Below are 18474 nucleotides of genomic sequence, written 5' to 3'. Positions count from 1 at the left end.
TGAAAATATTTTAACGTTTAAAATCCAACTCTTATCACTTCAACGTAAATGAATCATATCTGTACAACTCCTCCCCTGTGAGTTCGGTGAAAACAATCATCAATCAATAACATTTTTAATCTAAAAAAAATCAAACAATGAAAAAGAGAAAAGTTTTACTGACTGTTCTTGCAGCAGCAGTGGCTGTAACCGGAGGCATTATTTATGCAGCCGATCACCTCGACGCACCTGCAGTATCGAACCAGGCAACAGACATCACCGACGTTTATGTTTTTCAAGGCGAGAATGCAAGTAACCTTGTATTTGTTGCTAACACGCAAGGTTTGCTTTCCCCGTCTGCAACAGGCGCAGCAAAATTCGATGAGAAAACGCTTATTGAATTTAATATTGACAATACAGGTGATAATGTTGAAGACCTCGTAATACAAGCCATTGTTATGAATGGAAACATGAGAGTGTATGGTCCTTACAAACCAGCTGCAATAGGAACAAAAAGTACTATTACACCAGGTGCATTCAGCGTGCAGGCGAAAGTAACTCCTTATGGACAAGCCGCTATAATGGGTGAAGAAAATGGAATAAAAGTATTTGCTGGTCCACGTGATGATCCCTTCTTCTTCGATCTGAATCAATACAAAAAAGTAGTTGGTGGTATGGCAGCGGGCTTTAATGATCCGGGCGTTGATGCATTCAAAGGCACAAACGTGATGAGCATTGTGGTTGAAGTTCCAAAATCAAAACTGGGCGGAAGCGGCACATTAAATGTTTGGGCTGAATCGAAAAAAGCAATCAACTGATAAAACCAAATTTCTAATCTAAAAAATTAAACTCAGATGAAACTCAAAATAGGATTATACGCAGTACTTGCAGGCGCAACTTTCTTTGTTGCCTGTAAGAAAGAAAACACGCCTGCAACACAACAGGTGTACGAAATACAGGATCAAATGGCACGCCCCGCAATCAATACAGTATTTGTTGGCAGTGCCGATAAGGATATGTTCAATGCAACCATCCCATCGGGCATGAACGCAGCCTTCTTTAATAAATTCAAAACAAATTTCCTTGCATTAAATCCCGGCTACACAACAAATGCATTAGGACAAAATGTTGACCAGCTGATCGGTTTATTAGTGACTGATGTGTTGAATGTATCAACAACTAAGAAAACAACATTTTTTGATGGTACAAATGTATTAACAGGCCGTACATTAGGCGATGATGTAATTGATGTGGAACTGTTACTATTATTTGGCGGTCCTGATGGCAGTGCCAATGCAGCTCTTACAAGTGACAACGTAGATGCTAACGATAAAGCATTTCTTACTTCATTTCCCTACCTCGCAACTCCTCATTAATAAATAGATCGTACTAAGAGAGAACCAACTAAGGGCGAAGGTAAAAGCCTTCGCCTTTTTCACCACTACCATAAACTACTTTCTATGCATAAGCTTCTATTATTACTTTCCGGCATTGTGCTTTCCGTTGCATGCTCCGAAAAAAAGCAAGCTATTGTTGAACAGGAAAAGATAATGGCACTCATGAGCCAAAACAAAGGGGCGAATGGTTTGTTATCAATTGAACTGGATAGGAAATTCTGGAGTGATCGGCTTACAACAACAAAGGATGATATGAGTAGCCAGATAAAACTGGCCTCTTTATACACTCAACGTTTTCAATATAGCGGCGATATTAATGATGTGCATAGAAGCGATAGTTTATACCATGTAGCTAACCAATTGCAAAAACGTTTTTCATCGGGCATCTATCGTTCGCTTGCTGCTAATTGTATTACGCAGCATAAATTTATCCAGGCCGATCGTTACCTTGATACAGCTGCTGCCATGGGGGATGATATGTACCTAACCCGTTTACAACAGTTCGATGTAAAACTTGAGCTGGGCAATTATCAACAGGCCGAAGCAATACTCTCTGCATTTCGCCATAAGAATAATTTTGATTACTACCTGCGTGCCGCAAAACTTGAAGACCATAAAGGCAACAGTGAAGCAAGTATCGGCTTGATGGAAAAAGCATATGTTGATATCAAAGAATCAAAGAAAGATCAATTATTGCCTTGGGTGAAAACCAACCTGGCCGACATGTATGGCCACAACAACCGCATAAACGAATCATACCAACTATATACAGAAGTTGTAAAAGAACATCCCGATTACTATCATGCATGGAAAGGTATTGCATGGATCGCTTACTCACATGATAAGAACACCGCATTTGCAAAAAAAATATTGTTATGGTTGCAGGAAAAACACCCTGTTCCTGATTACGAGCTGATGCTTAGCGAAATTGCTGCCTTCGAAAAAAATACCAACGCAAAAAATAACTACCTCGCTTCATTTGTTGATAAAGTAAGTAACCCGGCTTATGGCGATATGTACAACAAATATCTTTTTACGATCATGAGCGATGAATTGAATAATCAATCAACCGCTATGTCTATTGCGAAGAAAGAGATCGGTAACCGTCCTACGCCCCAATCATATGAATTGTATGCATGGTCATTGTATAAAAACGGCGAGGTAAATGAAGCGGTAAAGATTGCTGAGAGCCGTATCATCAACAAAACATTTGAACCCGATGCCCTTTATCATATCGGATTATTATTGAAGAAAAGCGGTAATTCAAAATTGGCAAAACAATATTTGTCTGAAGCTTTAGAAAGCAGTTTTGAGCTGGGCCCGGTTACTACCAATGAAATTAAAGCGGCCCTTAAAACGCTCTAAGTATCAACTAACTTTTATGAAAGCAATTCTATTCCTTTTCATTTTTTCATTCAGCGCTTTTATTTTAAGGGCGCAACCAAATTACAGCAGCAGGATTATTGACGCCATTACGATGGAACCCGTTGAAGGTGCCGTGGTGCAAAGCAAAACCAAAACAGCAACGGCAGAAAAGGACGGTCGTTTTCGCATTGTGCTGGAAAATAATGAAACAACTTTATTGATATCAGCGATTGGGTATGCAGCAAAAAAAGTACTCGTTTCAAACGCTGATAATATTTTGTTGGTGCGTGCTGCTTTTAACCTGAAAGAAGTGGTAATTGCCGGCAATGCAAATAAAGTTTACTCAACCATCAGTAAGATCGATCTGAATCAACGTCCTGTTAATTCAGCACAGGAATTTCTTCGTTATGCACCGGGCTTATTTATTGCACAACACCAGGGTGGCGGCAAAGCAGAGCAAATTTTCTTGCGTGGTTTTGATGTTGATCATGGAACGGATGTAAAAATTTCCGTTGATGGAATGCCGGTGAATATGCCGTCGCATGCTCACGGACAAGGTTATGCTGATCTTCATTTTGTAATTCCGGAATTGGTGAAAACAATTGATTACGGAAAAGGAAGTTACTATGCTGAGCAAGGAAATTTCAACACAGCAGGTTATGTTGAATTACAAACAGCAGATAAGCTTTCGCAAAATACCCTACAAACAGAAGCGGGATCTTTTAACAGCTACCGGGCTTTGGCAATGCTGAATTTATTGCCTGCAACTGATCAAAAACAAAGTGCATACATCGCATCTGAATTTATCTATTCGGACGGTCCGTTTGAAAGTCCGCAAAAGTTTAATCGCTTCAACATATGGGGTAAATACAATGTGCAGTTGAATGAACGAAACAAGTTGTTTCTGCAGTCAAATGCTTTTAATAGCCGCTGGGATGCATCCGGCCAAATTCCTGAACGAGCGGTGCAGGATGGAACAATTTCCCGCTTTGGCGCTATTGATAATACAGAAGGTGGTTACACAGGTCGAATCAACATCAGTGCAAAACTGCAGCAACGCTTACACAACGATGATCTGTTGGAACATCAGTTGTATTATTCACGTTATCACTTTAATCTTATCTCCAACTTTACTTTCTTTTTAAATGATCCTGTAAACGGAGACCAGATAAGACAACAGGAAGCAAGGGATATTTACGGCTGGCAATCGAACTGGCAATCGAAAAAGTATAAAGGCAATATTGCTTTTACGAGCAGCATCGGCAGCGGAATACGTTTTGATGTCACGCACAATTCAGAACTGTCGCATACAAAAAACAAAACTGAAGTGCTTGAGTTAATTGCACTCGGTAATGTGCAGGAAGCAAACGCATGGCTATATGCCGATGAGAAAATTGAATCCGGCAAATGGATGATCAATGCAGCCGCCAGATTCGATTATTTTCATTTTGATTATAATGACAAGCTAAACCCAGGCCTGGCTTCACAACAAAAAACAATTATCAGTCCCAAACTCAATATATTTTATACCATTAATAAATCATTGCAACTCTATCTGAAAAATGGCAAAGGTTTTCATAGCAATGATACACGTGTTGTGTTGCCGCAAACAGGCCAACGTGTTTTGCCGGCATCATATGGCACTGACCTTGGCTTTATCTGGAAACCATTCAAAAGTGTATTCATTAATGCCGCTGCATGGCATTTATTTCTTGAACAGGAATTTGTGTACGTGGGTGATGAAGGCATTGTTGAACCCGGCGGTAAAACAAGAAGATATGGTGCAGATATTTCAGTTCGCTGGCAACCGTTGAAAAATTTAACAGCCGATGCGAATATAAATTTTGCACATGCAAGAAGCATTGAAGATGCAAAGACTGAAAATTATATTCCGTTGGCACCAACATTTACGAGTACCGGAGGAGTTAGCTATCAACACAAAAGCTGGAATGCAAGCATACGCTATCGTTATCTCGGCAACCGTGCTGCCAATGAAGATTACAGCATTACTGCAAAAGGATATTTTGTTACTGATGCTTCCATTAGTTATGCTTTTAAGAAATTTGAAATTGGAACGGTGGTCGAAAATCTATTCAACACAAATTGGAACGAAGCTCAGTTCGCCACTGAATCGAGACTGAGAAATGAAACGAATCCTGTTACTGAATTACACTACACACCCGGCAATCCTTTCTTTATAAAAATGAAACTAGCCTTTCATTTTTAATTCTCATCTCGTCTTCACCACTTTTGTTTTTGTCCACCTGTCGTGCCAGGGAAAACCTGCCAACGCACTAAATACTTCTAATGGAACGATACGGCATAGCGAACGCAATAATGCATCCTTAAATGTGAGTTCTTCATCATCTTCACGTATGGCCCTGGTGCCGGTAATAAATTTGCCCAACGTGTAACCTCTGAATAATTTTTCACAAAGAGTATAATAAAAGAGGTAGTTGCAAATGCCAACAAGATAACTCACTGACCAGAAAATAAAACCACGTTGCCCCGATGACAATTCAACTATTATTTCGGGAGATATCAACTGCAACAGAACACCAATACCGGCACCTGTTAAATAGCTTACAGCAAAACGCATCACTAAATTATCGATCAACCAATTAAAAAAACGCTGGGTTGAACTTGCATAATTATAGTTGAAGGCCGGGATATCCGCAAGAATTGATTGCTCCGCCGCACTTTCCAAAACATTATTTGTAGCGTCGTTTTCCATGCTCTTCCTTTCTACAATAATAACTTTTTTAAAGGGCTCATGCAACCAACAATACTTTTTTATAACACGCTTGCAATTTTTTAAAATTGTTTCTACCTTTTGGGCTATACCGAATTATCAATCATCACCCAAAACTACCATCATGCTTAAGAAAATCCTTAAATGGACTGGAATCATTCTTTTATTCATCATCCTGGGAGTTACAGTTATTGTTTTACTGAATCAAAATAAAAAATTCGATGCTCCTTATCCTGCAATTAAAGCTTCAACTGACAGTGCAGTACTTGCCCGGGGGAAATATTTGGTTTATGGGCCAGCGCATTGCGCCGATTGTCATGCAAAACCAGGAACAGAAGACATAGTGAACAGCGGAGCAGAAGTTGATTTACCCGGTGGAAGAGATTTTGCAATTCCTATTGGTCATATTTATCCTAGAAACATTACACCTGATAAAGAAACAGGCATCGGCAATATTTCCGACGAAGCTATTGCCCGCTCCTTACGCTATGGTGTTGGCCACGATGGACGAGCTTTATTCGACTTCATGCCTTTTCATGATATGAGTGATGCAGATCTTACCGCAGTTATTTCTTATATACGCACTATAAAACCAGTAAGCAATAAGGTGACAGCTAATAAAATGAATCCATTGGGAATGATCATTAAAGCTTTTGTGCTAAAACCTGTTGGCCCAACAGGCACTCCACCCAAAGAAGTGAAAGCCGATTCAACAGTTGAATACGGCCGTTACATGGCCATGAGTGTGGCTAATTGCAATGGTTGCCATACTGATCGGGATCTGATGACAGGTGCTTTTGTTGGAGAACCATTTGCTGGAGGTTTTAAAATGGAGTCAATCATTGATCCCGAAAATTATGAATGTCAAAGTCCGAATCTTACCCCCCACAAAACAACTGGACGTATTTATGGGTGGAGTGAAGAAATGTTCCGTAACCGTTTACGCCAGGGAAAACTCAATAAGCATAGTCCAATGGCGTGGGGTCCTTTCAGTCGCATGAGTGAAATGGAAATAAAAGCCATTTATAAATTCCTTCAAACAGTAACACCGGTTGATAAAAAAATAGAACAAACGTTTTACAAAAGAAAAGCATAGTTGTTTTCTATTCGATTCCTGAAACCAGCATTCCTTTTGGAATGCTGTTCTTTTTACGGTTTGTTTACAGCGCCTTTCATACATTCGTCGAAGCAAAAAATTAGTCATGCGTATCATTTCTTATAATGTAAATGGCATTCGTGCTGCCATCAAAAAAGGTTTCATTGATTGGCTGAAAACTGATCCTGCAGATATCATTTGCGTGCAGGAAACAAAAGCAACAAAAGAAAATGTTGACTTGAAATTATTTACCGACCTCGGTTATCAGGACTACTGGTTCAGTGCACAAAAAAAAGGATATAGTGGCGTAGCTGTCTTTAGTAAAATAAAACCTGATGAAGTAACCTATGGTCATGGGCATGGGCCCAGCGATGATGAGGGTCGTGTTATTCAACTTGACTTTGGAGATATTCGTCTGATCAATACTTATTTCCCCAGCGGTACCAGCGGTGATGTTCGCCAGGAATTTAAATACCAATGGCTCGATGAATATTACAAATGGTTGAACGAATTAAAAAAGAAACATCCTAAACTAATTCTTTGCGGCGATTACAATATTGCACATAAGGAGATAGATATTCACGACCCAAAAGGCAATAAAAATTCAAGTGGTTTCTTACCTGCGGAACGTGAATGGATGACAAAGTTTTTTGAAAACGGCTGGGTTGATACATTCCGTGAATTTCACCCTGAGCCCCATCGTTACAGTTGGTGGAGCCAGCGTTTTCCCAGTGTACGTTTGCAAAACAAAGGTTGGCGTATTGATTACATTTCAGTAACAGAACCATTGAAGGTTAATTTAAAAGATGCTGAAATTTATCCTGATGTAAAACACAGCGATCATTGTCCTGTTTATCTTGAATTAAAATTGAAATAACATGATCGTTTATAACGTAACATCAAAAATAACCTGGGATATCCACGATGCATGGGTGAAATGGATGCTGGAAGAACATATTCCTGAAGTTGTTGCCACAGGTTGCTTCACGGATGCACAATTATTAAAACTTCTCGAGATTGAAGAAGAAGACGGACCAACCTACACCGCACAATACTTTGCTGAAACAAAACAACTGCAGGAAGAATATGTAAATAAACATGCTGCAACACTTCGTCAAAAAGTATTTGATAAATGGGGTAACCGCACCATTGCATTCCGCAGCATTATGGAAGTTGTGAAATAATCGTGCAAAAGATCAATCTGGAAACTTTCTTTATCCACACGCCGAAATCCTTTGCTGGCAAGGCTTACAGCTTACACATAGCTGAAACAGTTGACAGACAAGGGTTTCAGCCATATGCATTTATTTACATACAGCTGTTAGATTTTTTGTTGATGCTGTAAAATCCTTGTCCCGTGCGGTTTTGAGCGATTTCTTACATGTTTCCAAACAGCTAAAAAAATTTTGTTGGAATGCAAAAGCTTCTATATTTGCTCCACTTAAAAAATTCTCACTATGAACAAAGCTGAATTAGTTGCAAAACTTTCCGAAGATGCAGAAATTTCAAAGACACAGGCAAATGCTGTATTGGATTCTTTCGTGGAAGCTGTTACCAAAACATTGAAAGGTGGCGGTAAAGTAACATTGGTAGGTTTCGGTACTTTCTCTGTTACTAAGCGTGCTGCACGTACTGGCCGTAACCCACAAACAGGTGCTACCATCAAAATCAAAGCGAAAAAAGTTGCGAAGTTTAAAGCTGGTAAAGAACTGGCTGCAAAACTCTAATGCTTGACCTTATTGAAAAAGCAAGAAACTGTCGTTTCTTGCTTTTTTATTTTTAAAGAGCAGTATTGCTCCATCATCGTTACTTTTACAATTCAAATAAATTACTATGGGCAGAGGTGATAAAAAAACAGCAAAAGGCAAACGTTTCAAAGGTTCTTTCGGCAAAAGCCGTCCTGCGAAAGTTGTTGTAAAAAAAGCTGCGAAGAAAGCTGAAACAAAATAAGTTTCTGCTGAATACGAAATTCCTGAAGCAGGTTGTTACGTAGGTAATTACCTGCTTTTTTATGTCCTACTCTTTCTTACTTCGTACTTCCAACTTCGGACTTCGTACTTTACCTAAGGTGCTAAACGTTCTATCTTCCAGCTACTATTTTCCTGTAGTGTGTACTGAATACGATCGTGTAACCGACTGCTTCTTCCCTGCCAGAATTCAATGATCACAGGCTTTACCCGGTAACCACCCCAATGATCCGGCCTTGTCAATTGCTCATTGCTGAATTTTGTTTCCAGTTCTTTCACTTTATTTTCCAGCCAATCACGGTTTTCAATTACATGACTTTGCGGCGAAGCCCATGCTCCAATTTGTGATCCTGTTGGACGGGATAAAAAATACTCATCATTTTCCACCGCACTTACTTTCTCGACTAAACCAGTTATGCGTACCTGGCGTTCTAATTCTTTCCAGAAAAATAATAAACTTGCTCTCGGGTTCTCTGCTAACTCCTGGCCTTTTGCACTTTCATAATTGGTATAAAACACAAAACCGTTTTTATCATAGCCTTTTAGTAATACAATTCGTGCAGAAGGCACACCTTCCAGTGAAGCAGTTGCCAAGGTCATGGCATTTACTTCATCAATTTTTGAGTCAATGGCCTGTTGCCACCAATCAGCAAACTGCTGAAAAGGATCAGTAGTTATTTCTGTTTCACTTAATGTTTTTAAGGAATAATCACGACGGATATCTGCAATAGAAGACATAACTACGGCTGCTTTAGTGAAGCGCCAAATCTAAGGAAGGAAAAATTACCAACCGCTGATTTACTGATTTTGTCCGGCAGAAATTCTTGCCAGCATCGCTTCAATTTCTGAAAGACGGGAAAGTTGCGATTCCAGTTTTTTGTTATGATCCGATACCTGCTGCAGATCCTTATTCAACTCTTCAAGGAAATCGTTGCGTTTGCTTAATTGCTGGCGCTGCAGGTTCGATTCTTTTAACTTGCTTTCCATTTCAATCACATGTTGCGAAAGCCTTGAATTCTCTTCCACCAGTTCACGCTGCTTTGTACGCATATCATTTAACTCAACCGATAACATATGATTGGCTTCTTCCAGCTCATCATTATGCAAGGAATGTGTTTGGGGAGAAGCAAGTTGTTGCTCCACCTTCATCAGTTTTGACTGTATTTCGTTGAATTCATCGTAAGCTGTTTCCAAACGATTTTTCATTTCCTGCGTAAGCACTGTTTGCTGACGAATATTATTCAGCTCACCTTCTTTCTCCGTTAATGAACGACGCAACAATTGTAATTGCTCAGTGAGGTATTGATTCTGTTGTAATGATTCCTGGTGCTTTTGTTCTACTTTTTCCAACAGATCAACCTGGTTCAGCAGTTTAGAAATATTTTGATTGTGTTGCAGTAAATGATCCTGGGCTGATTTTAACTGAGCAAGATATTCTGATGGGCTTACTTCTACTACTGTAACTGGTGCTGCAGATTCAACGATCACTTGTTGAGGACGTTGTTTTAATTCCTTGATCAACTCCTTTAATTCTTCAATCTCATCAACCAGGAGTTGTTCATTTTCTCTTGCCTGTATTAGATCTTTGCTTAAGTGCTCGCCCGATTCTTTTTGTTGCTCCAGCACATTGTAATACTTCATGCGCCAGTCGTGCGCTTCTTTCTCAAATTTCTCTACATCAATGTCGTTGTCGAATTGGCTACCATGCCGCATGTTCCAGAAATAATGGATCACAAAACCCAGCACCAATGCTCCAATCTGGAACATCACAATTTCAAAAACTGAAATATTGATTGCTAGTAATGTGAAAGACATGCGTGGTTGTTTTAGGTACAGCAGGAAATTCTATTGCACAGGAAAGTTAACAGCAATAACAGCAGCACACTACTGCCCTTTGGATAATTTTATCCCCAAACCTGTTACGATTGTGAAAACAGTTAGCCTTTGTTTACAATGGTGCCCACTTTTTCGCCGGTAACAACACGCTTCAGGTTGTCGGGCTTGTTCATGTCGAACACAATGATGGGAAGATTGTTTTCCATGCAGAGCGTGAAAGCAGTCATATCCATTACACGCAAATTATTGCTGAGACATTCCTGGAAAGTGACACTTTCGTATTTAGTTGCTGTAGGATCTTTTTCAGGATCGGCTGTGTAAATGCCGTCCACCCTGGTGCCTTTCAAAATAACATCCGCATTAATTTCAATGGCACGGAGCGAACCGGCGGTATCGGTTGTGAAATAAGGATTACCTGTGCCGGCACCAAAGATCACTACACGACCCTTCTCCAGGTGACGAATTGCACGTCGGCGGATATATGGTTCTGCGATCTGTTCCATTTTAATAGCGCTTTGCAATCGGGTGTACACACCAGCTTTTTCCAAACCAGCTTGTAACGCCATACCGTTGATAACCGTTGCAAGCATACCCATATAATCGCCATGCGCACGCTCAATACCTGTCTCCGCCTCGTTCATTCCACGGTAAATGTTGCCGCCGCCAATTACAATAGCCACCTGCACACCCAACGAGGTAATGCTTTTAATGCTTTGGGCATATTGCGAAATGACGGTTGAATCCATCCCGAAATTTTTATCGCCCATTAATGACTCGCCGGAAAGTTTGAGGAGAATGCGTTTGTATTTTGGAAGCATGCTGCGAAGATAAAAGATTTGGTTTTACAGGAAAAAAGGAATGCTGATTTGGGGCGGGCGATTGTGCTGCTATAAAACTTGGGTTGCGTCGCACACTTGTACTGTATCGCAAGTTTCACCATTTACCATTTAGGGTAATAACGTTCGGTCCATTTTAAAGAGTCGGGATAAGGGTATTTTAGTCTTTCGAAGTCATTTTTGCTAATCATCAATTTATTAACATCAGGGTTCTCCTTTACATAGATAATAGAAACTTCCTGATAATAGAGTTCTCTGCAAACAAAGTGCTCTAGTTCAATATAACTTTGCCTGCCTTTATAAGTTTTACCCGCCACTACGAAAGTATAATCGACATTAACACCGGCCCCTTTCGATCTGCTATAACAATCTGTGATTTTTGCTTTCCCAATAATTCCGTCACTTCTCAATTTGTCATCACTCCTCTCGTCACAAGATGTAAAACCAATTGCACTTAACACCGTAACTACTAAAATACCCAGGTACATAATGCAATTGTTTGCCATAAAACTTCATTACTTCGAGCATTTACAAATAAATCCTCTCAATTGCATCTCTATACTTCTCCATAATAACCTTCCTCTTCAATTTCAATGTTGGCGTTAACTCACCACCATCAACCGTCCATTCATTGGCACAGAGTTCAAACTTTTTGATTTGCTCCACATGATTGAAGTTCTTATTGAATTCCTCTACAATATGCTTAAACATTTCAAGCACGGCCGGGTTGCGGATAAGATCATGCACTGTTCCGTAGCTAACATTATTCTGAGAAGCCCACAGCTTTAAATTTTCAAACGAAGGAACAATAAGTGCGCCTGCAAATTTTCGCTCCGGACCAACCACCATCATCTGCTCAATAAACTTGCTTTCTTTCATTTTATTTTCAATAGGCTGCGGCGCCACATACTTACCACCACTTGTTTTAAAGATCTCCTTCTTACGGTCGGTAATCTTCAAAAATTTCCCCTCCTGCATTACACCAATATCACCCGTGTGGAAATAACCATCCTTATCAATTACTTCTGCTGTAAGATCAGGACGTTTGTAATAACCCATCATTACATTATCACCTTTGCAAACAATTTCGCCATCTTCTTCAATCTTTACATCAACACCTTTTATCACGGGCCCCACCGTTCCAAATCTTCTTCCCGATTCACTGAAACGATTCACTGCAATTACTGGTGATGTTTCAGTTAAACCATAACCTTCCATGATATTGATTTTACCTGCAGTAAACACACGCAGCAAACGCACCTGGCAGGCAGCCGCACCTGTTACAATGGCTTTTATTTTTCCACCCAATCCTTCACGCCATTTACTAAAAATGAGTTTATTGGCAAGCGCCAGCTGGGTGTTATAAGCAAAACCATGATTGGTTCCTGCCTCGTATTTACTTCCCACATCAACGGCCCAGAAAAATAATTTTTTCTTCAGTCCCGTCAATTCATGTCCACGACCTATGATGCGTTCATATACTTTCTCCAATAATCTTGGCACGGTTGTAAATACGGATGGCTGTACTTCTTTTAAGTTGCTACCGATCATTTCAAGATTTTCCGCATACCAAACGGATACACCATTGAACAGGTAGATGTATGTAACCATGCGTTCGAAAATATGATTGAGTGGAAGAAAACTCAATGCCTTGTCGCCAGGTGAACAAAAATCTGCAAACACTTCTGTGCTGGAGACAACATTGCTCAGAATGTTTTTATGACTCAGCATTACACCTTTTGGTGTGCCTGTAGTTCCCGAAGTATAAATGATGGTAGCAAGATCTTCATACCTGATGCTGCTTGCAGAAATGGCCAATTTTTTAAGCCCTTCTTCATCTGCTTTACTCATGATTTCCTTCCAATGCAACGAAGGTTGAATATAATCAAACGTGAATACTGCTTTGAGGCTGGGCACTCGATCACGAACACGTTGTACTTTTTCAAAATGTTCTTTGTCGCTTACAAAAACAAGTTTCACTTCAGCATCATTCAACACAAACTCTAATTCATTTGCAGCTAAAGTTGGATAGATAGGCACCAGCACAGCTCCTGTTTTTTGCACAGCAAGATCAAGCATCATCCACTCAGGGCGATTGTTACTAACGATAGCAATCTTATCCCGCTTTTCAACACTCATATCATTCCCTGATACACCAAGATGAAGTAAACCTGCTGCAAGTCTGTCAACGATGTCTTTTACTTCAGCTGTACTGTATTTATGCCAGATGCTCCCGTGTTCTTTGGCAGCAAACATAGCTTCCTGCGGAAATCTTGCTAATTGTACATCAATACAATCGAATAATCGTGTAGGATTCATATAGCATGCAATTAAGTGTACGAAATAGTAACAGGGAATACCTGTTTTTGGTTGAAGTAAGTTAAGCAGATTTAAGCAATGCTGCTATAAAAAATCCCCCGGTGAGCGGAGGATCTTTTGAATTAATTTATGCTTTTATAATATTGCCCCATCGGCACTTTAAAGAGTTTTGATTTCTGAAAACGGGTAAACTCATTGTATTGTTCTGTGTTGAGTTTGGTCCAGCTTTCGTATTTAGCAAGATCGCCGGCTGCTTCAAATATCCATTGGTTATAAGCTTCAAACATACCTTCCTGCAATAATTGTTTTTGATGATCAAACAAACGGAAAGGAAATTTCGCTGCATAATCTTTATTCCAGTCAAGTAAAAAACGTGTACGCAACATCGTTAATGTTTCAGTGGTAATGCCGTTGTTGATTACACTACTGTTCTGGTTCATGACTGTGGTGAACGCTTTTGTAAAATCACTTTCTTTTTCGGGCTTGGTTGCTTTTGCTTTTGGATCGATCACAAAAAATTTCTTATAACTATCGAGCAAAAGATTTTTTACTTCAGCAGTGCGACTGGTATAGCTTTCCATGTTCACAAAAATTTCACCATATACCAAAGCCCATACTTTATCCGTAGTGAAATAATAATAACGTGAAGCAAAATAATAGTTGCCTGCATAACCAGGATCGGTTTTAATACCCAACTCCCATTGCTCAATGCTGGTGAAGTTTTCATTCATCATCCACAACAACTCCCCATACTCAGCATACAAAGCACCGCTGTTAGGATATTTCTTCAACGCCTTCTTGTACATTTTTTCCGCATCCTTACGTTCAGCTAATGCTTTGTAAATGTTACCTGCAATTTGATAGGTAGGCACATCAGCATCTTCACGTTCAACCAATGGTTTCACCGCTTCTCTTGCTTTTGCAAAGTCACGCTGATAATAATAGGTAAGTGCAATATCTTTCTGAATGGAAATACTTTGCGGATCTTTTTGCAAAGCTTTATTCAAAACCAGGATGGCATTATTCCAATCGCCGCCACGCATAAATTGTTTAGCTGTTTCATGTAACTGTGAAGCATCGGGATCCTGGGCAAAAGATGCAAAACTGATCAATACGAAACAAAGTGTGTTCAGAAGTTTCTTCATGTGTTCATTTATATTTACCATACCTGGTTGCCAAATAACATACCAGTTTCAAAAATAAATCAAAAGAGGCGATTCTTTGAATCGCCTCCCTGATATTCGGTTTTTATTATGATTCGTTGTAGATGAGATGCGTGAGTAAGCCATCTCTCAATTTCGGCTCAAACCAGGTGCTTTTTGGCGGCATCACATTACCACTATCAGCAATATCAAACAACTGATCCATGGTAACAGGATACAAACTGAAAGCAACTTTCATTTCACCACTGTCCACACGTTTTTGTAATTCACCCAAGCCACGGATACCACCAACAAAATCGATACGCTTGTCGGTACGTTGGTCTTGAATACCAAGATGTTTATCCAAAATATTGTCGGAAAGAATGGTTACATCCAGCACACCGATGGGATCTGTTTTATACGTTCCTTCCTTTGCTGTGAGTTGGTACCACTTGCCATCGAGATACATGCCGAATGTATGCAGTTCGCCTGGCTTTACAGGTTCAGTGCCTGCTTCCTTTACATCGAAATCTGCTTTGATCTTTTCGATGAGTTCTTCTACCGACAAACCGTTCAGGTCTTTCACCACACGGTTATAATCGAGAATCTGCAATTCACTTGCAGGAAACAGTGTCGTTAAAAAGTAATCGCTTTCTTCTGTCGCTGCATCCCACAACGCAGCACGCACTTTCGCTGCTGATGCTGCACGGTGATGACCGTCGGCAATATAAGTTTGGGGAACCTGCTTATCAAAAATGCTGCTGATTGTTTTAATAGCTGCATCATCATTCACTACCCAGATGGTATGTTGAATTTCATCATCAGCTGCAAAATCGTAAATAGGACTTTTATCTGCTTTCCACTTTTCGATCAGCTCATTTAATTCCTGTACATCACGATACGCTAAGAATACATTACCGGTTTGTGCACCGCTGATCTTGATATGATTGATGCGATCGTTCTCTTTTTCAGGCCGGGTGAATTCGTGTTTCTTGATAATATCATTTTCGTAATCAGCCACAGCACTGCCACAAACCAAACCTGTCTGGCTGCGGCCATTCATGATCAAACGATAAATATAATAGCAGGGCTTGCTTTCACGAAACAATACATCACGTTGCATAAAAGCAGCAAGATTATCTTTTGCTTTAAGATATACTTCCGGAGCATAATGATCTGTTTCTTCAGGAAGATCGATCTCTGGTTTGGTGATATGTAAAAACGAATAAGGATTGCCTTGCGCTTCTTCCTTTGCCTCTTTACTGTTGAGCACATCGTAAGGACGTGCTGCCACCTGCTTAGCGAACTGGGCCTGCGGACGCAGCGCCTTGAACGGAACTATTATTGCCATAAATTTTATACTTACTAACCGGCTGCAAAGAAAAGGATTTTTTATGTGGTTAACGGATAAATCCGCCACCTGCACTTACCCGTTCTTCTTAGCAAATTCATTCAACAAACTCAACATTGCTTCAACACTGCTCATGCTAAGTGCATTGTAAAGACTTATGCGGAAACCTCCCACACTGCGGTGACCCTTCACACCATACATGCCATTTTCTTTACACAACTGCATGAATACTTTTTCTTTTTCCGGATCATCCATTGTAAACACCACATTCATTTTACTTCTGTCTTCTTTCGCTACAGGCAGGTTGATGAATGGAATTGCCTCCAATGCTTTGTACAAAACCTCCGCCTTTTTATCATTGATGGCCTCGATTGCTGCTACACCGCCTTGTTCTTTTAACCAACGAAGTGTAAGCATTGCCACATATACAGCAAACACAGGTGGCGTGTTAAGCATACTGCCTTCTTTAATGTGATTGCGGTAATCAAGAATAGTTGGTATGCTGCGGTTAACCTTGCCAAGAATGTTTTTGTTAACAATCACGAGGTTTACACCGGCTGCACCCATATTTTTTTGTGCACCGGCATAGATGAGATCGAATTTGTTGAAGTCGAGTGTGCGACTCAGGATATCACTACTCATATCAGCTACAATGGGCACCCCACAGTTGTAAGGCATCTGGTGCCATTGCGTACCAGCAATCGTTTCATTGGTAGTAATATGTAAATAAGCCGCTGTTGCAGGCACAGCCACGTCATGCGGCATAGTTGTGTAGTTAGTATCTTTTGATGAACCCACAATTTCTACATGTCCAAACAGCTTTGCCTCCTTAATGGCTTTACCGGCCCATGTGCCTGTTTCGGTATAAGCAGCTGCTTCCTGTTCGTTCAGCAAATTCATTGGCACCTGCATAAACTGCGTAGTGGCGCCACCATGCAAGAAAAGCACTTCATGATCATCATCTAATTGCATTAATTCTTTTACCAACGAACGGGCTTCATTCATCACATCTTCAAACAAAGGCGTGCGGTGACCGATCTCAAGAATTGATAAGCCACTGTTACTAAAATTGAGAATAGCTTCACTTGCTTGCTGAAACACTTCTTTGGGCAAAACAGAAGGACCTGCGTTGAAATTATGCATCATAAGGCTGCGAATTTAATCGATTTGAAAGGAACAGCCGTTAGGGTTGCCCGTTCAGTTCCTCATTTTTATCTTTAGCATGAAACCGATCAACAATGCCAACTTCGAAAAAAACACTTCGTATTTGTAACAAAGGTCATCAATATTATAAAAGCAGCGACTGCCCGGTTTGCCCCATTTGTGCAGCAGGAGAACAGCCTGAAGAAGAATTTTTGGCAATACTTAGTGCACCCGGCCCGAAGGGCATTGCAAAACGCCGGCATTAAAAACCTGGAGCAACTCAGCAAATGGAGTGAAAAGGAATTACTGCAGCTTCACGGCTTCGGCCCTTCGGGCATCCCAAGACTCGAATCCATATTGAAGAAAGAAGGCCTATCACTGAAATGACCGCAGCACATACTTTCTCCTCTATTTTCACGTTTTAGCAAGCGGATTATATTTGCATAAGATCCAATAACTGAATGATGAAATATCCATAAAAATTATTGAGCTATTTTATGCCAAAGGCGATGATAATTTTTTAAGGATATACTATGTGACAAATGAAAACCACAAAACCAACACATGAAAACCACAAAACCAACACATGAAAAAACTACTCTTTGTTTTTTGCCTTGCACCTTTGTTTTTATCTGCTCAGGATTTTCATTTATCCTTTCGTGGCGGTTTAGCTAATTACCAGGGCGATCTTCAACAAAAGCGCTTTACGTTCAATCAATCAAAATTTGTAGGCAGTATTGGTGCCCGTTATGATCTTACTGAACATTTACTTGCACGTACGCATTTAAGTTTGGGTAAGTTGCGTGCTGCCGATGCAAAAAGCAAAAGCACAGCACACCAAAGTCGCAACCTGAGTTTTGAAACAAAGTTGTTTGAATGGGAACTGGGTGCTCAATACAATATTTTTAACCTGAATTATAAATGGTGGACACCTTATGTTTTTGCAGGTGGTGCATTGTATCGTATTAAACCATTTACTGCGGATAACACCGGCGCTAAAGTTTTTCTGCAACCTTTGAGTACAGAAGGACAAGGTTTTCTACCCGGGAAGAAAGTGTACAAGTCAACACAATTTTCGATTCCATTTGGCATTGGCGCTGAATATTTGTTAACGGAGGACCTACGTGTTGGGTTAGAACTTGGCTATCGAAAAACATTCACTGATTATATTGATGATGTAAGTTCAAAGTATGTTGACCAGGCAACCTTATTAGCTGCAAGAGGACAAACAGCAGTTGATATGGCCTACCGTGGCAATGGTACTTATCCAGCCGGCGGTAGTTTACGTGGC

General features: G+C 40.2%; 18 protein-coding genes and 1 pseudogene. 10 read left to right on the top strand and 9 right to left on the bottom strand.

Going from position 1 to position 18474, the window contains the following annotated elements; genetic code table 11:
• The first annotated feature begins 137 nt into the window (after window positions 1–137).
• The 3 genes and pseudogenes from ACO1QW_RS16685 (at window position 138) to ACO1QW_RS16675 (ending at window position 4968) form a co-directional block, all read left to right on the top strand.
• Window positions 138–1355: pseudogene (locus tag ACO1QW_RS16685) on the top strand (DUF4331 family protein).
• An 84-nt stretch (window positions 1356–1439) separates the two neighbouring features.
• Window positions 1440–2741, top strand: coding sequence for a tetratricopeptide repeat protein (locus tag ACO1QW_RS16680; RefSeq protein ID WP_486260487.1), 1302 nt, complete (start codon window positions 1440–1442; stop codon window positions 2739–2741).
• Window positions 2742–2757: 16 nt separating this feature from the next.
• Window positions 2758–4968 (top strand): TonB-dependent receptor, encoded by a 2211-nt coding sequence (locus tag ACO1QW_RS16675; protein ID WP_486260485.1) that lies wholly within the window; start codon window positions 2758–2760, stop codon window positions 4966–4968.
• Window positions 4969–4971: 3 nt separating this feature from the next.
• On the opposite strand, the gene ACO1QW_RS16670 is transcribed toward ACO1QW_RS16675, so the two are convergent.
• The gene (locus ACO1QW_RS16670) at window positions 4972–5475 is read right to left on the bottom strand and encodes an RDD family protein (protein ID WP_486260483.1); all 504 of its coding nucleotides are present in this window, start codon (window positions 5473–5475) and stop codon (window positions 4972–4974) included.
• 142 nt (window positions 5476–5617) lie between these two features.
• Between ACO1QW_RS16670 and ACO1QW_RS16665 the strand changes: the two genes are divergently transcribed.
• The 5 genes from ACO1QW_RS16665 to ACO1QW_RS16645 all read left to right on the top strand — a co-directional run bounded on the left by ACO1QW_RS16665 (window position 5618) and on the right by ACO1QW_RS16645 (window position 8539).
• Window positions 5618–6589 carry a c-type cytochrome gene (locus tag ACO1QW_RS16665; RefSeq protein WP_486260482.1) on the top strand — a complete coding sequence of 324 codons (972 nt, stop codon included), beginning with the start codon at window positions 5618–5620 and terminating at the stop codon, window positions 6587–6589.
• Between the two features lie 106 nt (window positions 6590–6695).
• Window positions 6696–7466, top strand: coding sequence for an exodeoxyribonuclease III (locus tag ACO1QW_RS16660; protein ID WP_486260480.1), 771 nt, complete (start codon window positions 6696–6698; stop codon window positions 7464–7466).
• A 1-nt stretch (window position 7467) separates the two neighbouring features.
• Complete coding sequence (locus tag ACO1QW_RS16655; protein WP_486260478.1) at window positions 7468–7773, top strand: DUF4286 family protein; 306 nt, start codon at window positions 7468–7470, stop codon at window positions 7771–7773.
• Window positions 7774–8046: 273 nt separating this feature from the next.
• Complete coding sequence (locus tag ACO1QW_RS16650) at window positions 8047–8316, top strand: HU family DNA-binding protein (RefSeq protein ID WP_340435179.1); 270 nt, start codon at window positions 8047–8049, stop codon at window positions 8314–8316.
• 106 nt (window positions 8317–8422) lie between these two features.
• A complete protein-coding gene (locus ACO1QW_RS16645) occupies window positions 8423–8539 on the top strand; it encodes a 30S ribosomal protein THX (RefSeq protein WP_486260476.1) in 117 nt (38 codons plus the stop codon).
• Between the two features lie 113 nt (window positions 8540–8652).
• Here the strand turns inward: ACO1QW_RS16645 and pdxH are convergent, their stop codons facing one another.
• From pdxH to serC, 8 genes are all read right to left on the bottom strand, one after another.
• Window positions 8653–9294, bottom strand: a complete 642-nt coding sequence (gene pdxH / locus ACO1QW_RS16640) for a pyridoxamine 5'-phosphate oxidase (protein WP_486260474.1) — start codon at window positions 9292–9294, stop codon at window positions 8653–8655.
• Window positions 9295–9354: 60 nt separating this feature from the next.
• Entirely contained in the window at window positions 9355–10371 is a 1017-nt protein-coding gene (locus ACO1QW_RS16635; RefSeq protein ID WP_486260473.1) for a hypothetical protein, read from the bottom strand.
• Between the two features lie 122 nt (window positions 10372–10493).
• Window positions 10494–11210 carry a UMP kinase gene (gene pyrH, locus ACO1QW_RS16630; RefSeq protein WP_486260471.1) on the bottom strand — a complete coding sequence of 239 codons (717 nt, stop codon included), beginning with the start codon at window positions 11208–11210 and terminating at the stop codon, window positions 10494–10496.
• Between the two features lie 122 nt (window positions 11211–11332).
• On the bottom strand, window positions 11333–11716 hold the full coding sequence (locus ACO1QW_RS16625) for a hypothetical protein (RefSeq protein WP_486260469.1): 384 nt from the start codon (window positions 11714–11716) through the stop codon (window positions 11333–11335).
• Between the two features lie 40 nt (window positions 11717–11756).
• A complete protein-coding gene (locus ACO1QW_RS16620; RefSeq protein ID WP_486260468.1) occupies window positions 11757–13547 on the bottom strand; it encodes an AMP-dependent synthetase/ligase in 1791 nt (596 codons plus the stop codon).
• A gap of 122 nt (window positions 13548–13669) precedes the next feature.
• Complete coding sequence (locus ACO1QW_RS16615) at window positions 13670–14692, bottom strand: tetratricopeptide repeat protein (RefSeq protein ID WP_486260466.1); 1023 nt, start codon at window positions 14690–14692, stop codon at window positions 13670–13672.
• Between the two features lie 106 nt (window positions 14693–14798).
• Window positions 14799–16040 carry a DUF1015 domain-containing protein gene (locus ACO1QW_RS16610; RefSeq protein ID WP_486260464.1) on the bottom strand — a complete coding sequence of 414 codons (1242 nt, stop codon included), beginning with the start codon at window positions 16038–16040 and terminating at the stop codon, window positions 14799–14801.
• Window positions 16041–16115: 75 nt separating this feature from the next.
• Window positions 16116–17186: a 3-phosphoserine/phosphohydroxythreonine transaminase gene (gene serC, locus ACO1QW_RS16605; RefSeq protein ID WP_486260463.1), complete on the bottom strand. Its 1071-nt coding sequence runs from the start codon at window positions 17184–17186 to the stop codon at window positions 16116–16118.
• 92 nt (window positions 17187–17278) lie between these two features.
• Between serC and ACO1QW_RS16600 the strand changes: the two genes are divergently transcribed.
• Window positions 17279–17449 carry a helix-hairpin-helix domain-containing protein gene (locus ACO1QW_RS16600; RefSeq protein ID WP_486260461.1) on the top strand — a complete coding sequence of 57 codons (171 nt, stop codon included), beginning with the start codon at window positions 17279–17281 and terminating at the stop codon, window positions 17447–17449.
• A gap of 320 nt (window positions 17450–17769) precedes the next feature.
• Window positions 17770–18474, top strand: a 705-nt coding sequence (locus ACO1QW_RS16595) for a DUF6089 family protein (RefSeq protein WP_486260459.1), incomplete at its 3' end; no start/stop codon positions are given.

It is taken from the genome of Lacibacter sp. (genome assembly GCF_057361365.1).
Note: the sequence above shows the minus strand (reverse complement) of the source record. Positions and strands in the feature narration are given on the sequence as shown.